The 14,380-nt window shown below is 67.9% G+C and carries 18 protein-coding genes; 13 read left to right on the forward strand and 5 right to left on the reverse strand.

Features of this window, described 5'->3' with window-relative positions; genetic code table 11:
* Positions 1-13 precede the first annotated feature (13 nt).
* The 13 genes from can to VGN58_RS09125 all read left to right on the forward strand — a co-directional run bounded on the left by can (position 14) and on the right by VGN58_RS09125 (position 10,515).
* Positions 14-688 (forward strand): carbonate dehydratase, encoded by a 675-nt coding sequence (can, locus tag VGN58_RS09065; protein ID WP_327482920.1) that lies wholly within the window; start codon positions 14-16, stop codon positions 686-688.
* Positions 681-1,118 (forward strand): RidA family protein, encoded by a 438-nt coding sequence (locus tag VGN58_RS09070; RefSeq protein ID WP_327482921.1) that lies wholly within the window; start codon positions 681-683, stop codon positions 1,116-1,118. Before can ends, VGN58_RS09070 begins: the two co-directional genes overlap by 8 nt.
* A complete protein-coding gene (locus VGN58_RS09075) occupies positions 1,115-1,738 on the forward strand; it encodes a hypothetical protein (RefSeq protein ID WP_327482922.1) in 624 nt (207 codons plus the stop codon). Before VGN58_RS09070 ends, VGN58_RS09075 begins: the two co-directional genes overlap by 4 nt.
* A 1-nt stretch (position 1,739) precedes the next feature.
* On the forward strand, positions 1,740-2,288 hold the full coding sequence (locus VGN58_RS09080) for a 3-hydroxyanthranilate 3,4-dioxygenase (protein ID WP_327482923.1): 549 nt from the start codon (positions 1,740-1,742) through the stop codon (positions 2,286-2,288).
* 44 nt (positions 2,289-2,332) lie between these two features.
* The gene (locus VGN58_RS09085) at positions 2,333-2,974 is read left to right on the forward strand and encodes a transcriptional regulator (protein ID WP_327482924.1); all 642 of its coding nucleotides are present in this window, start codon (positions 2,333-2,335) and stop codon (positions 2,972-2,974) included.
* Entirely contained in the window at positions 2,958-3,365 is a 408-nt protein-coding gene (locus VGN58_RS09090; RefSeq protein WP_327482925.1) for a hypothetical protein, read from the forward strand. The genes VGN58_RS09085 and VGN58_RS09090 overlap by 17 nt, the downstream gene beginning before the upstream one ends.
* A gap of 79 nt (positions 3,366-3,444) precedes the next feature.
* Entirely contained in the window at positions 3,445-4,455 is a 1,011-nt protein-coding gene (locus VGN58_RS09095) for an amidohydrolase family protein (protein ID WP_327482926.1), read from the forward strand.
* 167 nt (positions 4,456-4,622) lie between these two features.
* The gene (kynU, locus tag VGN58_RS09100) at positions 4,623-5,897 is read left to right on the forward strand and encodes a kynureninase (protein ID WP_327482927.1); all 1,275 of its coding nucleotides are present in this window, start codon (positions 4,623-4,625) and stop codon (positions 5,895-5,897) included.
* A 69-nt stretch (positions 5,898-5,966) separates the two neighbouring features.
* Positions 5,967-6,266 carry a GIY-YIG nuclease family protein gene (locus tag VGN58_RS09105; protein ID WP_327482928.1) on the forward strand — a complete coding sequence of 100 codons (300 nt, stop codon included), beginning with the start codon at positions 5,967-5,969 and terminating at the stop codon, positions 6,264-6,266.
* Positions 6,267-6,308: 42 nt separating this feature from the next.
* The gene (locus tag VGN58_RS09110; RefSeq protein WP_327482929.1) at positions 6,309-7,679 is read left to right on the forward strand and encodes an NAD(P)/FAD-dependent oxidoreductase; all 1,371 of its coding nucleotides are present in this window, start codon (positions 6,309-6,311) and stop codon (positions 7,677-7,679) included.
* Positions 7,680-7,770: 91 nt separating this feature from the next.
* Complete coding sequence (gene sbcB, locus VGN58_RS09115) at positions 7,771-9,210, forward strand: exodeoxyribonuclease I (protein ID WP_327482930.1); 1,440 nt, start codon at positions 7,771-7,773, stop codon at positions 9,208-9,210.
* Positions 9,211-9,269: 59 nt separating this feature from the next.
* Positions 9,270-9,956 carry a DUF2461 domain-containing protein gene (locus VGN58_RS09120; protein ID WP_327482931.1) on the forward strand — a complete coding sequence of 229 codons (687 nt, stop codon included), beginning with the start codon at positions 9,270-9,272 and terminating at the stop codon, positions 9,954-9,956.
* 16 nt (positions 9,957-9,972) lie between these two features.
* Positions 9,973-10,515, forward strand: a complete 543-nt coding sequence (locus VGN58_RS09125; RefSeq protein ID WP_327482932.1) for a DUF2939 domain-containing protein — start codon at positions 9,973-9,975, stop codon at positions 10,513-10,515.
* Here the strand turns inward: VGN58_RS09125 and VGN58_RS09130 are convergent.
* From VGN58_RS09130 to VGN58_RS09150, 5 genes are all read right to left on the reverse strand, one after another.
* Positions 10,405-11,265 carry a hypothetical protein gene (locus VGN58_RS09130; RefSeq protein ID WP_327482933.1) on the reverse strand — a complete coding sequence of 287 codons (861 nt, stop codon included), beginning with the start codon at positions 11,263-11,265 and terminating at the stop codon, positions 10,405-10,407. The two genes, VGN58_RS09125 and VGN58_RS09130, sit on opposite strands and share 111 nt — an antisense overlap.
* Positions 11,266-11,361: 96 nt before the next feature.
* On the reverse strand, positions 11,362-12,270 hold the full coding sequence (locus tag VGN58_RS09135; protein ID WP_327482934.1) for a 5'-nucleotidase: 909 nt from the start codon (positions 12,268-12,270) through the stop codon (positions 11,362-11,364).
* A 44-nt stretch (positions 12,271-12,314) separates the two neighbouring features.
* On the reverse strand, positions 12,315-12,803 hold the full coding sequence (locus tag VGN58_RS09140) for a hypothetical protein (RefSeq protein WP_327482935.1): 489 nt from the start codon (positions 12,801-12,803) through the stop codon (positions 12,315-12,317).
* Positions 12,804-12,918: 115 nt separating this feature from the next.
* Entirely contained in the window at positions 12,919-13,686 is a 768-nt protein-coding gene (locus tag VGN58_RS09145; RefSeq protein ID WP_327482936.1) for an NAD kinase, read from the reverse strand.
* A 29-nt stretch (positions 13,687-13,715) separates the two neighbouring features.
* Positions 13,716-14,321, reverse strand: a complete 606-nt coding sequence (locus tag VGN58_RS09150) for a hypothetical protein (protein ID WP_327482937.1) — start codon at positions 14,319-14,321, stop codon at positions 13,716-13,718.
* Positions 14,322-14,380: the final 59 nt, after the last annotated feature.

Here is a 14,380-nt window from a genome sequence, read left to right on the forward strand (position 1 = left end):
GATGAACACACCGATGTCTGAACCGACCGAACTCGAGAAACTGCTGCAGAACAACCGCGACTGGGCCGACCGCATCAAGCAGGAGGATCCCGGCTTCTTCAAGCGCCTGTCGCAGCAGCAGTCGCCGCGCTACCTGTGGATCGGCTGTTCCGATTCGCGCGTGCCCGCCAACCAGATCCTGGGCCTGGACCCGGGCGAGGTGTTCGTCCACCGCAACATCGCCAACGTGATGTCGCACGGCGACCTCAACGCGCTGTCGGTGATCCAGTTCGCCGTCGACATCCTCAAGGTCGAGCACATCCTGCTGGTCGGCCATTACGGCTGCGGCGGCGTGCATGCGGCCATGACCGGACTGCGCGTGGGCCTGGCCGACAACTGGCTGCGCCACGTGGCCGACGTGGCGATGAAGCATGCGGACCTGCTGGGCCAGGTGGATACCGAATCGCTGCGCCACGCGCGCCTGTGCGAACTGAACGTCATCGAGCAGGTCTTCAATGTCTGCCAGACCACCGTGGTCCAGGACGCCTGGACGCGGGGCCAGCCGCTGGCGGTACACGGCTGGGTCTACAGCCTGTTCGACGGGCGTGTGCGCGAACTGGGCATGGACGTGAGCGCCGCGGACGAACTGCAACCCGCTTACCAGCGCGCCCTCGCCGGCGTGCCGCCCAAGGGCAAGCGCGATGAGTGAGGTCGTCCACGCCGATGGCGCACCGAAGCCCGTCGGCCAGTACCCCCATGCGCGTCGCGTCGGCGACCTGCTGTTCCTCTCCGGCATCGGCCCGCGCGATCCGGCCACCAACGCCATCGTCGGCAACGTGCACGATGCGGACGGACGCCTGATCAGCTACGACATCGAGGCGCAGTGCCGGGCCGTGTTCGGCAACGTGCGCGCGGTCCTGCAGGCCAGTGGTGCACGCTGGGAGGACTTGGTGGACGTGACCGTCTACCTCACCGACATGGCACACGACTTCAAGGCGTACAACCGGGTCTGGGCGGAATACTTCGCCGACGCCGCCACCGCGCCCTGCCGCACCACGCTGGGCATCACCGCCCTGCCCACGCCGATCGCCATCGAACTGAAGTGCATTGCATGGCTGGGAAAGGACGCTCACCGATGAGCAAGATACTGTTCGCCTCCCTCCTCGCTCTCTGTCTGAATGCCGGCGCCCGCGCCGAGGGCTTGCCGGCAGACCATGCCGAACTGGCTGCTCTCCGCAAGCAGGACCAGGCCGACCGTCAGGGCAAGATCGATTGGAGCGAGGTGGCGCTCCGCGACGCCGCCAGGCTCGCACGGGTGAGGGCCTTGATGCGCGAAGGCGCCATGCGCACCGCCGCCGACTATGAAAACGCCGCGTGGGTGTTCCAGCATGGCGATACGGCCGAAGACATCCGCATCGCCCATGCGCTGGCGACGCTGGCAATGAACATCGGCGCGGATGACGGCGGACGCCGCCGCTGGCTCGTCGCCGCGTCATGGGATCGCCTGCTCATGCGGCAGCAGCAGCCGCAGTGGTACGGGACGCAGTTCCTGAGCGATGCGAAAGGCATGTATCTCTACCCCGTGGCGGTGGACGCGGTCACCGACGAAGAACGCAAGAAAATGATCGGCCTTACGCTGGCGGAATCGCAGGCGAAGACCGTGGAGATGGCCCGCAACGCCGGTATCCCGGTCCGCGACCCGGCACCGACGATCGAGGACCTGAAGCGCGCTTCCAAGCCGTCGGCCAAGGGAGGTTGACATGCTGCCCAACCCGCTCAACTTCCAGGCGTGGATCGACGAACACCGCCACCTGCTCAAGCCGCCGGTCGGCAACAAGGTCATCCATGACGGCGACTTCATCGTGATGGTGGTGGGTGGGCCGAATGCGCGCACCGACTACCATTGGGACGAAGGCCCGGAGTGGTTCTACCAGCTGGAAGGCGAGATGGTGCTGCGCATCCAGGAGGACGGTACCGTGCGCGACATTCCGATCCGCGCCGGCGAGATCTTCCTGCTGCCGCCGCGCGTGCCGCACTCGCCCCAGCGCATGCCGGGCTCGGTCGGGCTGGTGATCGAGCGCAGGCGCCTGCCGCACGAGGACGACGGCCTGCTGTGGTTCTGCGAGCGCTGCAACCACAAGGTCTACGAGGAGTACTTCCACCTCAACGACATCGAGCAGGATTTCTTCCGCGTGTTCGAGGCCTTCTACCGCAGCGACGACCTGCGCACCTGCAAGGCCTGCGGTCATCTGAATCCGCGCCCGAGCCGGTACGAAATGCAGGCCGACTCGCAGGCCGACATCACCTGAGCTTGCGCTTGCCCAATCTGGGCATTATCGTGCCCGATATGGGCATGAACGAGACACCCCGATCCCGGAAGGTCAGTGAAGCGGCCGCGCGCTATGCGACCGCCAGCCTGTCGGGGGCCCTGTTCACCACCACCCAGCAGCGGGTACTGGCCTGCCTGTTCGGTGACCCCGGACGCAGCTACGCGGTCAACGAACTGATCCAGGCCACCGGCGCCGGCAGCGGCGCCGTCCAGCGGGAGCTGGCGCGCCTCGCCGGCAGCGGCCTGCTGACCGTCGAACACGTCGGCAACCAGAAGCGTTACCGCGCCAACCCCGACGCCCCCATCCACGACGAACTGGTCTCCATCGTCCGCAAGACGTTCGGCCTGGCCGAACCGCTGCGCGAGGCGCTGGCGCCGCTGGCCGACCGCATCCACGCTGCCTTCCTCTACGGCTCGGTCCCCAAGGGCAACGACACCGCCCGCAGCGACATCGACCTGATGGTGGTCGCCGACGACCTGGCCTATGCCGAGGTGATGCTGGCGCTGCACCCGGTGGCCGAACGGCTGGGCCGGCAGGTCAATCCCACCGTCTATGACCGTGACGCGTTGCGCAGCCGTATCGAAGGGGGCAACAGCTTCGTCACCCGCGTGCTGCAGCAGCCGCGGCAGTGGCTGATCGGGAGCGACGATGACCTCGCCGCTTGAGAATCTGGCCGGTCCCAGCGGCCCGCTCAGTGCCGAACCCCCCGACAGGAAGGAAGTCGCCGGCCTGCTGCGCTCCGGACTGGCGCGGCTGGCCGATGCGCACAATGACGCATTGTCGCTGGAAAGCCGCTTCGACCTGGCCTACAACGCCGCCCATGCGCTGAGCCTGGCGGCGCTGCGCCGCGGGGGCTATCGGGCACGGCACCGCTACATCGTCTTCCAGGTGCTGCCCCACACGCTGGGACTCGGCCCCGAGGTCTGGCGCGTGCTGGCCAAGGCGCACGACCTGCGCAACCTGGCTGAGTACGAAGGCCATGTGGAGGTGGACCGTCGTCTGGTCAACGACCTGATCGCTGCCTGCGAACGCGTCTCCGACGCGCTGGAACGATGATCTGCAGCGCCTCGCCCAGCTTCGCGCCGACGCGGCAACGCAGCGCGAAACCCACGCGGGCAGCCTCTACAATCCGATCATGCTGAAGATCGACACCCACGCGCATTTCCTGCCACGCGACTGGCCCGACCTGGCGGCCAAGTACGGCGATCCGCGCTTTCCGGTGATCCACCACGGCGACGACGGCCGGCACCGCATCTACAAGGACGGCAAGTTCTTCCGGGAGATCTGGCCCAAGACCTGGGACCCGGAGGAACGCATCGCCGACTACGCCCGCTTCGGCGTGCAGGTGCAGGTCATCAGCACGGTGCCGGTGATGTTCAGCTACTGGGCCAAGCCGCATCACGCGCTGGAACTGCATCAGGCGCTCAACGACCACACCGCCGCCGCCTGCCGTGACTATCCACGCCACTACGCCGGCATCGGCACGGTGCCGCTGCAATCGCCGCGGCTGGCGGTGCAGGAGCTGGAACGCTGCATGGACCAGCTGGGCCTGCAGGGCGTGCAGATCGGCAGCCACGTCAACGACTGGAACCTGGACGCGCCCGAGCTGTTCGAGTTCTTCCAGGCCGCCAGCGAACTGGGCGCCGCCATCCTCGTGCATCCCTGGGACATGATGGGCGCGGCGTCCATGCAGAAGTACTGGCTGCCCTGGCTGGTGGGCATGCCGGCCGAACAGTCGCGCGCCGCCTGCAGCCTGATCTTCGGCGGCGTGCTGGAGCGGCTGCCGCAGCTGAAGGTCTGCTTCGCGCACGGGGGCGGCAGTTTCCCCTACACCATCGGGCGCATCGAACACGGCTTCAACATGCGCCCCGACCTCGTCGCCACCGACAATCCCCGCAACCCGCGCGACTACCTGGGCCGCGTGTACTTCGATTCCTGGGTCGCCGATCCGCGCGCCCTGCGCTACCTGCTGGATACGGTCGGCCACGAGCGGGTGATGCTCGGCACCGACTACCCGTTCCCGCTGGGCGAACAGGAACCGGGCGCCGGCATCGCCGCGCTGGGCCTGGACGCGGAGCAACAGGCCCGCCTGTACCACGGCACCGCGCTGGAATGGCTGGGGCTGCCGGCGTCGAGGTTCACGTGATGCTGCCCTCTGCAGGAGCGACGTCAGTCGCGACCGCACGGCATGGCCAAGTCGGCATCCTGCCCTGTTGGAACCTCCGCCAAACAAACGTTTTGTCTCAACCGCCAGCGTCCGGTCGCGACTGACGTCGCTCCTACAACCAACCGATCATTCTCACGCCCGCCTCCATGACCGACCCGCTGTCCCGCACCCACATCATCGCCCTCGATGCCGCCGATCCGCTGCGCGCGCTGCGCAACGACTTCCTGATCCCCCGCCACAAGCACAACGACCAGGTGTACTTCTGCGGCAACTCGCTGGGCCTGCAGCCGAAAGGCGCGCGCACCTACATCAACGAAGTGCTGGACAAGTGGTCCACCGAAGCCGTCGAAGGCCACTTCACCGGCAACGCGCAGTGGATGACCTACCACGAACTGGTGCGTGACCCGCTGGCGCGCCTGGTGGGCGCGGAGCCGGCCGAGGTGGTGGCGATGAACACGCTGACCACCAACCTGCACCTGATGATGGTGAGCTTCTACCGCCCCACGACGGAACGTCCGGCGATCCTGATGGAGGCCGGGGCGTTCCCGTCCGACCGCCATGCGATGGAGTCGCAGGTGCGCTTCCATGGCTTCGATCCCGCCACCGATCTGATCGAAGTGGAACCGGACCAGCCCGACGGCACGCTGTCGATGGCCGCGATCGGACGCGCCATCGCCGAGCACGGCCCGCGCCTGGCGCTGGTGCTGTGGCCGGGCATCCAGTACCGCACGGGGCAGGCGTTCGACCTGGGCGAGATCGCCCGCCTCGGCCATGCGCAGGGCGCGGTGGTCGGTGTCGACCTGGCGCACGCGGTCGGCAACCTGCCGTTGCGCCTGCACGACAGCGGCGTCGATTTCGCGGTCTGGTGCCACTACAAGTACCTGAACTCCGGTCCCGGCGCCGTGGCAGGCTGCTTCGTGCACGCGCGCCATGCGAACACGGATCGGCCGCGCTTCGCTGGCTGGTGGGGCCACGAGAAGGAAACCCGCTTCCGCATGGCGCCGGAGTTCGTGCCTACGCCGGGTGCCGAAGGCTGGCAGCTCAGCAATCCGCCGATCCTGGGCCTGGCGCCCCTGCGGGCGTCGCTGGAGCTGTTCGAGAAGGCCGGCGGCATGGAGGCGATCCGCACCAAGTCGCTGAAGATCACCGGCCTGCTGGAAGCGCTCATCCGGGCGCGGCTGTCGGATGTCCTGCAGATCATCACACCTAGCGATACGACCCAGCGCGGCGCGCAGCTGTCGCTTCGCGTGAGCGGCGGCCGCGAACGTGGGCGCGAACTGTTCGAGTACCTGCTGTCGGTGGGCATCGTCGGCGACTGGCGCGAACCGGACGTGATCCGCATCTCGCCCGCCCCGTTGTACAACCGCTACATGGACGTCCACCGCTTCGTCGAGGAAGTCGAGACGTGGCGGGGGTTCTGACCGTCATGCAGTGATTCGTCGTCCCCGCGAAGGCGGGGACCCAGTGACGTTACTTGGATAGGATTGCTTATGGAAAAGCAGCCCGCCACTTACATGCTGGCTAGCCGCAGGAACGGCACGCTGTATGTCGGGGTCACCAGCGATCTGATTGGACGCATCTGGCAACACCGCACGCATGCTGTACCTGGCTTCACAGAGCGTCATCGCGCGACCCGGCTGGTATGGTACGAGATCCATCCGACCATGGAAGCCGCGATCACCCGAGAGAAGCGCATCAAGAAGTGGAATCGCGCATGGAAGATAAGACTGATCGAAGAATCCAATCTCTATTGGAACGATCTGTGGCCCGACATCATCGGACAACGTTAAGTCACTGGATCCCCGCCTGCGCGGGGATGACGGGGTATTGAATTGAGCATCGGGGAATCGCGACACATCACCATCATCGGCGCCGGCCTCGCCGGCGCACTGCTGGCCACGCTGATGGCCCGTGCGGGCTGGCGGGTGGACGTGTTCGAGAAGCGCGGCGACCCGCGCGTGCAGGGCTATGCCGGTGGACGCTCGATCAACCTGGCGCTGGCCGAGCGGGGCCGCCACGCGCTGCGGATGGCCGACGCCGACGATGCGGTGATGCGGCAGGCGGTGATGATGCGCGGCCGCATGGTGCATGCCCTCGACGGGCGGCAACAGTTGCAGCGCTATGGGCGCGACGATTCCGAGGTCATCTGGTCGATCCACCGTGGCGACCTGAATGTCACGCTGCTGGACCTGGCCGAGCGCGCAGGGGCGACCCTGCATTTCCATCGCCGCCTGGATGCGGTCGACTTCGATGCACGGATCGCCCGGTTCGGCGACGAACAGGATGGAAGCGCGCACGCCGTGGGTTTCACCGCCCTGATCGGTGCCGACGGCGCCGGATCGTCGCTGCGCGGTGCGATGCAGCGTCGCGAGGATCTCGGCGAGCGCACGGAGTTCCTCGATCACTCCTACAAGGAGCTCGAGATTCCGCCCGACGTGGACGGTGGCTTCATGATGGAGCCCAATGCGCTGCATATCTGGCCGCGCGGCCACTACATGTGCATCGCGCTGCCGAACGACGAGCGCACGTTCACCGTGACCCTGTTCCTGCCCAATCACGGCGACCCGAGCTTCGCCAGCGTGCGCACGGGGGAGGACGCGAAAGCGCTGTTCCTGCGCGATTTCGCCGATGCCGTGCCGCTCATCCCCGAGCTGGAACGGGACTGGGAGACCAACCCCACCGGCCTGCTCGCCACGCTGTACCTGGACCGCTGGCACCTCGGCGGCCAGGCGGTACTGCTGGGCGATGCCGCCCATGCGATGGTGCCGTTCCACGGCCAAGGCATGAACTGCGCGTTCGAGGACTGCGTGGCGCTGTCGCGGCATCTGCTGGCGTCGGACGACCTGGCCGCTGCGTTTGCCGCCTTCGAGGCCGAGCGCAAGCCGAACGCGCTGGCGATCCAGGAGATGGCGCTGGAAAACTACGTGGAGATGCGCGACAAGGTCGACGACAGCGGCTTCCTGCTGCAGCGCGAACTGGAACTGGCATTGCAGGCGCGCCATCCGCAGCGCTTCGTACCGCACTACACGATGGTCAGCTTCATGCGCATTCCCTACGCGCTGGCGCAGCACCGCAGCCATGTGCAGCGCGACCTGCTGGTACGGCACACCGCAGGCCGGGCATCGCTCAACGGCATCGACTGGGCCCGGGTGGATGCCGACGTGCACGCGCAGCTTCCGGTCCTGGAGGAGGCCGGGGAGTGAGCGCGAGCGCGCCACCATGCATCTTCGGCTGGCGGGGCAATGAGGCCGTCGCAACGGCATATGACAATGATGCGCCGATGGTGGACTTCTGATGGCGGGAACCTTTCTCTTCTACGATCTCGAAACCTTCGGCGCCGACCCCAGGCGCAGCCGCGTGGCGCAGTTCGCGGCCGTACGCACCACCCCCGCGCTGGAGGTCATCGACGAGCCGATCAGCTTCTTCGTGCAGCCGGCCGACGACCTGCTGCCCTCGCCCGTCGCCACGCTGATCACCGGCATCACCCCGCAGCAGGCACAGCGTGACGGCGTGAACGAAGCCGAAGCCTTCGCCCGCATCGCCGACGAGATGGGCCGGCCGGAAACCTGCACGCTGGGCTACAACAGCCTGCGGTTCGACGACGAGTTCGTCCGCCACGGCCTGTTCCGCAATTTCCACGAGCCGTACGAGCGCGAGTGGCGCGGCGGCAATTCGCGCTGGGACCTGCTCGACGTGATGCGGCTGATGCATGCGCTTCGTCCCGACGGCATCGTCTGGCCGAAGCGGGAGGACGGCGCCACCTCGTTCAAGCTCGAGCAGCTGGCACTGGCCAATCGCGTGCGCGACGGCGATGCGCACGAGGCGCTGTCGGACGTGTTCGCGACGATCGGCCTGGCGCGCCTGATGCGCCAGGCGCAGCCACGCCTGTGGGACTACGCGCTGCAGCTGCGCGACAAGCGCTTCGCCGGGCGGCTGCTCGACAGCATCGCCATGCTGCCGGTCCTGCACGTCTCGCAGCGCTATCCTGCGCACCGGCTGTGCGCGGCGCCGGTGCTGCCGCTGACCCGGCATCCGCGCATCGACAACCGGGTGGTGGTGTTCGACCTGGACAGCGATCCGGCGCCGCTGCTGTCGATGTCGCCGGACGACATCGCGGACCGGCTCTACACGCCGGCCGCCGACCTTCCGGAAGGCGAACAGCGCATTCCGCTGAAGGAGGTCCACCTCAACCGCACACCGGCGCTGGTCGCGTGGTCGCACCTGCGCCCGGCGGACCTGGACCGGCTCGGCATCGATCCGGTGCGCTGCGAGCGCAACGCCGCGATCCTGCGCCAGGCCGGTCCGGCCCTGGCCGAGAAAGTGCGGCAGGTCTTCGCCGGCGAACGCGCCCTCCCGGCCGGCGATGTGGACGGATCGCTCTACGACGGCTTCCTGGCCGACGCCGACAAGCGCCGGTTCTCCGACGTGCGCACCACCCCGCCCGCATTGCTGGGCCAGCGCGATTTCGGCTTCCGCGACCCGCGCTTGCCGGAGCTGCTGTTCCGCTATCGCGCACGCAACTGGCCCGACACCCTGTCCGCCGGCGAACGCCAGCGCTGGGACGACTACCGGCGCCAGCGCCTGTCCACCGACAGCGGGCTGTCCGAGTACAGCTTCGAGCGCTTCGATGCGGAAGTGGCCGACCTGCGCCGCACGCAGGCCGGCGATCCGGAAAAGCTGGCCCTGCTGGACAGGATCCAGCACTGGCGCGACGACCTGCAGGCCGGCCTGTAGCTGCACGTCGAGGGCGATCTTGCCGGTTCGATGACACCGGCCTGTCTAGAATGGCGACCATGGCCACCTACTTCTCCGATGCCAGTTTCAGGTTCCTGCGCGGGCTGGCGCGCCACAACGACAAGACCTGGTTCAACGACCACAAGGCGCAGTACGAAGACCACGTACGCCAGCCATTCCTGCGCCTGCTGACCGACCTGCAGCCGGACCTGGCGGCCGTCAGCCTGCATTTCCGGTCCGATCCGAAGACCGTGGGCGGTTCGCTGTTCCGCATCTACCGCGACGCGCGCTTCTCCAGCGACAAGTCGCCCTACAAATCGTGGCAGGGTGCGCGGCTGTATCACGAACGCCACAAGCAGGTGCCTGCGCCGTCGTTCTACCTGCACCTGCAGCCGGGCGAGTGCTTCGTGGGCGCCGGTCTGTGGCATCCGGAGCCGGATACGCAGCGCCGCGTCCGCCAGTTCATCCTCGACAACCCCGGCAGCTGGAAGAAGGCCGCGCACGATCCCGCGTTCCGGCGCCGCTTCGAGTTCGAGGAGAGCGAGAAGCTGGTGCGGCCGCCGCGCGGGTTTCCGGCGGATTTCGAGTTCATCGACGACCTGAAGCACCGCAACTTCGTGTTCTGGCGCTCGCTGGACGATGCCACGATGAGCGGGCCGCGCCTGCGCCAGACGCTCGCGGGCGATCTGAAGACGCTTGGACCGTTCGTCGATTACCTGTGCGCGGCGCTGGATCTCGAATTCTGACCTGGAGGCGGTGCGGATGAAGAAGTGGCTCGTCGGCGGCGTACTGCTGGTTTTCCTGCTGGGACTGGCCACGTATGTGGTCGCTGGCCCCTATCTCGCCCTGCATGGCATCCGCACGGCGCTGGCGGAGCAGGACACCGCCAGGCTGCAGAAGCATGTGGATTTCCCGGCGCTGCGCGTCAACCTGCGGGCGCAGGTGGAGGATTCCCTCGCGCGCCGCGCCGGACCCGACGTGTCGTCCAACCTGTTCGGGGCGGCCGCGCTGTCCATCGCCAACCAGGTGCTGGGGCGCGGCGTGGACACCCTGGTCACGCCCATGGGCATCGCCGCCATCCTGCAGGGACGCGCGACGTGGAAGCGCGCCCTCGGAGAGACGGTCGGTGGCGACACCTATGCGCCGGCCGTCCCGGCCGAGCCGCTGAAGGATGCCGAGCACCGCTACGAGTCGCTATCGCGCTTCACCGCCACCGTGCACGACGCCGACGGCGATCCGGTCGTGTTCGTGCTCACCCGCCAGGGGATGCGCTGGCGACTGACCGACATCCGGCTGCCGCTCTGATGCCGGTTCGGGCGACGCCCGACCGTCGACCACGGGCGCGCCTGCCCATGCCATGCCGGTCTCCGGCACCACGAGCCGGAACAGGTCGGCGACCGTGCGCACGCGGTCGATCATCTCGTCGCGCGCCTGCGCCTCCGTCTCGTCGCCAGGCTCGGTATCGCCCCAGACATGGGCCAGCAGGACGTTCTTCTTTTCGTACGCGTCGATCCGCGTGTATCCGCTCACCCGCTCTATCCGTCTCGTCCAGCTGCTTTGCCAGTAGAAATCGCGACGATCGGCAAAATGCTCGCAGCGCCGCAGGAACTGCAGCGGCCATACCGCGTCCTCCAGCACGTCCAGTCCCTCGGTGATGGTGAACGCATAGACGCGCTCGCCGTCATGGGCGAAGCGGGTCTCGGGGACCGTCTGGAAACGCTCGGCATCCGCGTCCGGCACCCAGGCGCCCCGGCAGTACAGCAACGGACCGATGCGCGCGAAGTGCGGCGACAGCACCTGCAGCTCATCCGGCGCCGCACGCGGACGACGCATCACGCGGATCTTGTTGGGCAACCAGTAGCTCACGTAATGCAGGCGCCGACCGCTTTCGACGTACGCCCAGAAATCGGGACCCTCTCCGCCGTGCCTGATCACGCGGCAACCGGCGGCCGGCAGTTCGAGGTCGTAGAACTTTTCCTCCATGATCCGCTGGCTGCCCCACTCCCGCCGGCGGTGGACCAGATACAGGCGACCTTCGCGCTCTTCCAGGCACACGACACGCTCCCCGGGCTCCGCGTGTTTGCGGAATGGCTCGTGCCTGTACCTATCGGGACGCCCCCTTGCGCCCGGACAGGCGCAGAGGGACAGGCGTCACGGATTGGCGACGCCGTGGGGAACGTGACCGGCGGCGACGTGATGCCGGGCACTGTCGATGTTGTGCTGCGAGTCATCGAAGAAGATGTCGGCGCCGAAGGCCTCCAGGAACGGCCCCTTGTGGCGCCCGCCCAGGAACAGCGCTTCGTCCAGGCGCACGCCCCATTCGCGCAGCGTGCGGATGACGCGCTCGTGCGCCGGCGCGGAGCGCGCAGTGACCAGCGCGGTACGGATCGGCGAGCGTTCGTCCGCCGGGAACACCTGCTGCAGCTGGTGCAGGGCCGACAGGAAGTTGCGGAACGGACCGCCGGACAGCGGTTCGCGCGCACGTTCCTGTTCGTGCTTTCCGAACGCCTCGACACCCTGCTCGCGCGAGATCCGCTCGCTCTCGTCGCCGAAGATCACCGCGTCGCCGTCGAAGGCGATGCGCAGCTGGTGCTCGTGGCGCAGCTGCGGTGCGCCGGCGGGCAGGATGGTCGCCGCGGCGATGCCGTGCTCGAGCGAGCGCCGCACCGAGTCCGGGTTGGCCGACAGGAACAGGTCCGTGCCGAACGGCTTGACGTAGGGCCAGGTCGGTTCGCCGGCGGTGAAGGTGGCGCGCACGATGCCCAGCCCGTAGTGCTGGATGGAGTTGAAGATGCGCAGCCCGGTGTCGGCGGAGTTGCGCGAGAGCAGGATCACTTCGACGCGCGGCGCATCGGCCGGCGCTCCCGTGTTCAGCGCCAGCAGCTTGCGGACGACCGGAAACGCGATGCCGGGCGCGAGCACGTCGTCCTCGTGACGGCGCTGGAAATCGCTGTATGCCTCGACGCCCTCGCGCTCGTACAGCGCGTGGCTTTCTTCCAGATCGAACAGGGCGCGCGAGGTGACCGCGACGGTCAGCAGGCGGGGGGTGTTGTCGGCCATGGCGCACAGTATCGGCGATCCCTGGCGCGGACGGCGAGACGCACTCAGCCGCCGGGTGCCGCCGCGATCCGCAGTTGGGCCGGCGGGCCGCGACGGTTGTCGGCCGTCACCGCCCGCACCTCCACCACCATGTCGATGGGAAGCTGCTGCGCGGGTGGTCCATCGCGCCACAGGAAGACGAATTCGCTGCGTCGCCCGTCCACCCGCCCCGCCACCGGTTCGCGCGGAAAGATGGTCAGCGGGTCGTCGCCGACCACATGGAACTCGAAGCCCAGCTCGCGCAGCTTGTAATCGGTACCGCGCGGCCATTCCACGCTCAGCGTGAGCAGCCCGCTGGCATCGCACGAGGCCCGGCCATCGACGCCGCGCGTCAGGCTGACCAGTTCCAGCACCGGTGCCTTCAGGCCGGCATCATCGGCCGCGTTCGCGGCGGGCACGCTCGCGAACGGGATGATGCCGGTGGACAGGTTGCAGGCGGCGGCATCGGCCACGGCCAGGACGGCGCACAGCGCCACAGCGCACTTCAACGGCATCGAAACCCCTCCCCGGGTGGATGCGGACCGAACGGCGACCGGGGCTGCATAACATGTGTTACATGACGCGGCAAGCCGCACTGCGGCGAAACGACGTCGTCGGCGCGCGGCCCGCTCAGGTCATGAACTGCTCGCTGAGGATGCGTTCTTCGAGATTGTGCTCGCGGTCGAACAGCAGCGTGACCGTGCGGTCGCGCGATTCGCGGATGGTCACCTCCACCACGTCGCGTACTTCGTGCGAGTCGGCGGTGGCGCTGACCGGGCGCTTGTACGGGTCCAGCACGCGGAAGCGCACCTCGGTATCGGCCTTGAGGATGGCGCCCCGCCAGCGGCGGGGGCGGAACGGCGCGATCGGCGTCAACGCGATGGTGTGCGAGCCCAGCGGCAGGATCGGTCCATGGGCGGAGAAGTTGTAGGCCGTGCTGCCGGCGGGCGTGGCGGTCAGCACGCCGTCGCAGATCAGTTCGTCCAGCCGCGTCTCGCCGTTGAGGTCGATCTGGATGTGCGCCGCCTGTCGCGTCTGCCGCAGCAGCGACACTTCGTTGTAGGCCAGCGACGACGTGGACGTGCCCGATTCGGTCAGCGCCTGCATTTCCAGCGGACGCAGCTTGGCCGGCTCCGCGGCGGCGATCCGCTCGACCAGACCGTCAGCGCGGTAATGGTTCATCAGGAAACCCACCGTGCCCAGCTTCATGCCGAACACCGGCTTGCCCAGCGCACCGTGTCGGTGCAGCGTCTGCAGCATGAAGCCGTCGCCACCCAGCGCGCACAGCACGTCGGCCTGGTCGGGCGCGTGCGCACCGTGTTCGGACTGCAGCGCGGCCAGTGCCTCCTGCGCTTCCGGCGTGGGGCTGGCGAGAAAGGCGATGCGGGGATGGGACATCCGTGGCTCCAGATGGACGGCGCGTTGGATCAGGCGGGACAACGGGCGATCGCCGACGTCACGTCGAGCGCCGCCGCGATCCTGTCGGGGTCGGTGATGATGAAGGCGCCGTGGTCGCGGGTCCAGTAGTCGTAGGCCAGCCTGCGGACCTCGGGATCGGTGATGGCGAATGCGCCGTCGGCTTCGCGTGTTTCCAGCATCCTTCGCGTCGCATCGAAGGCTTCGATGCCACCCTGCTGGAACAGCAGGCGGCCACCGCCGTATTCCTCATGCAGCCGCTTCTGCAGTTTCACGTTGCCGAGCAGCATGCCCAGCACGCCGTCCTTCAGGGCGGGATCCTCCGGCAGCGTGTAGCCGTTGCCGCTGCAGGCGGCGTACGCCGTTATCGCCGTCTCGGCGCGGCGTTTCTCGGGCATGGTCGGCTGCGCGTCCGCGGCATGGTCGCGGATCCAGGCGCGCAGAGTCGGCGCCATGAACAGGGCGCGCGCGCTGTCCGCACGCGCCTGCGTGCTGTCCCCGATGAGCTGGTCGGCATAGACCGGCTGTCCTCTCACCTGCCCCACCTGCCGCCGCGGCTCCGCGGCGCCGGTCGAAAGGGCCCAGGACAACAACAGCCATCCTGCGATCGTGCGCATGCCGCATCTCCGGAAAAAAAAGGGGCAACCCGCAGGTCGCCCCGATTCTAGCCAGTAAA

It is taken from the genome of Pseudoxanthomonas sp. (genome assembly GCF_035999195.1).
Lineage (GTDB): Bacteria > Pseudomonadota > Gammaproteobacteria > Xanthomonadales > Xanthomonadaceae > Pseudoxanthomonas_A.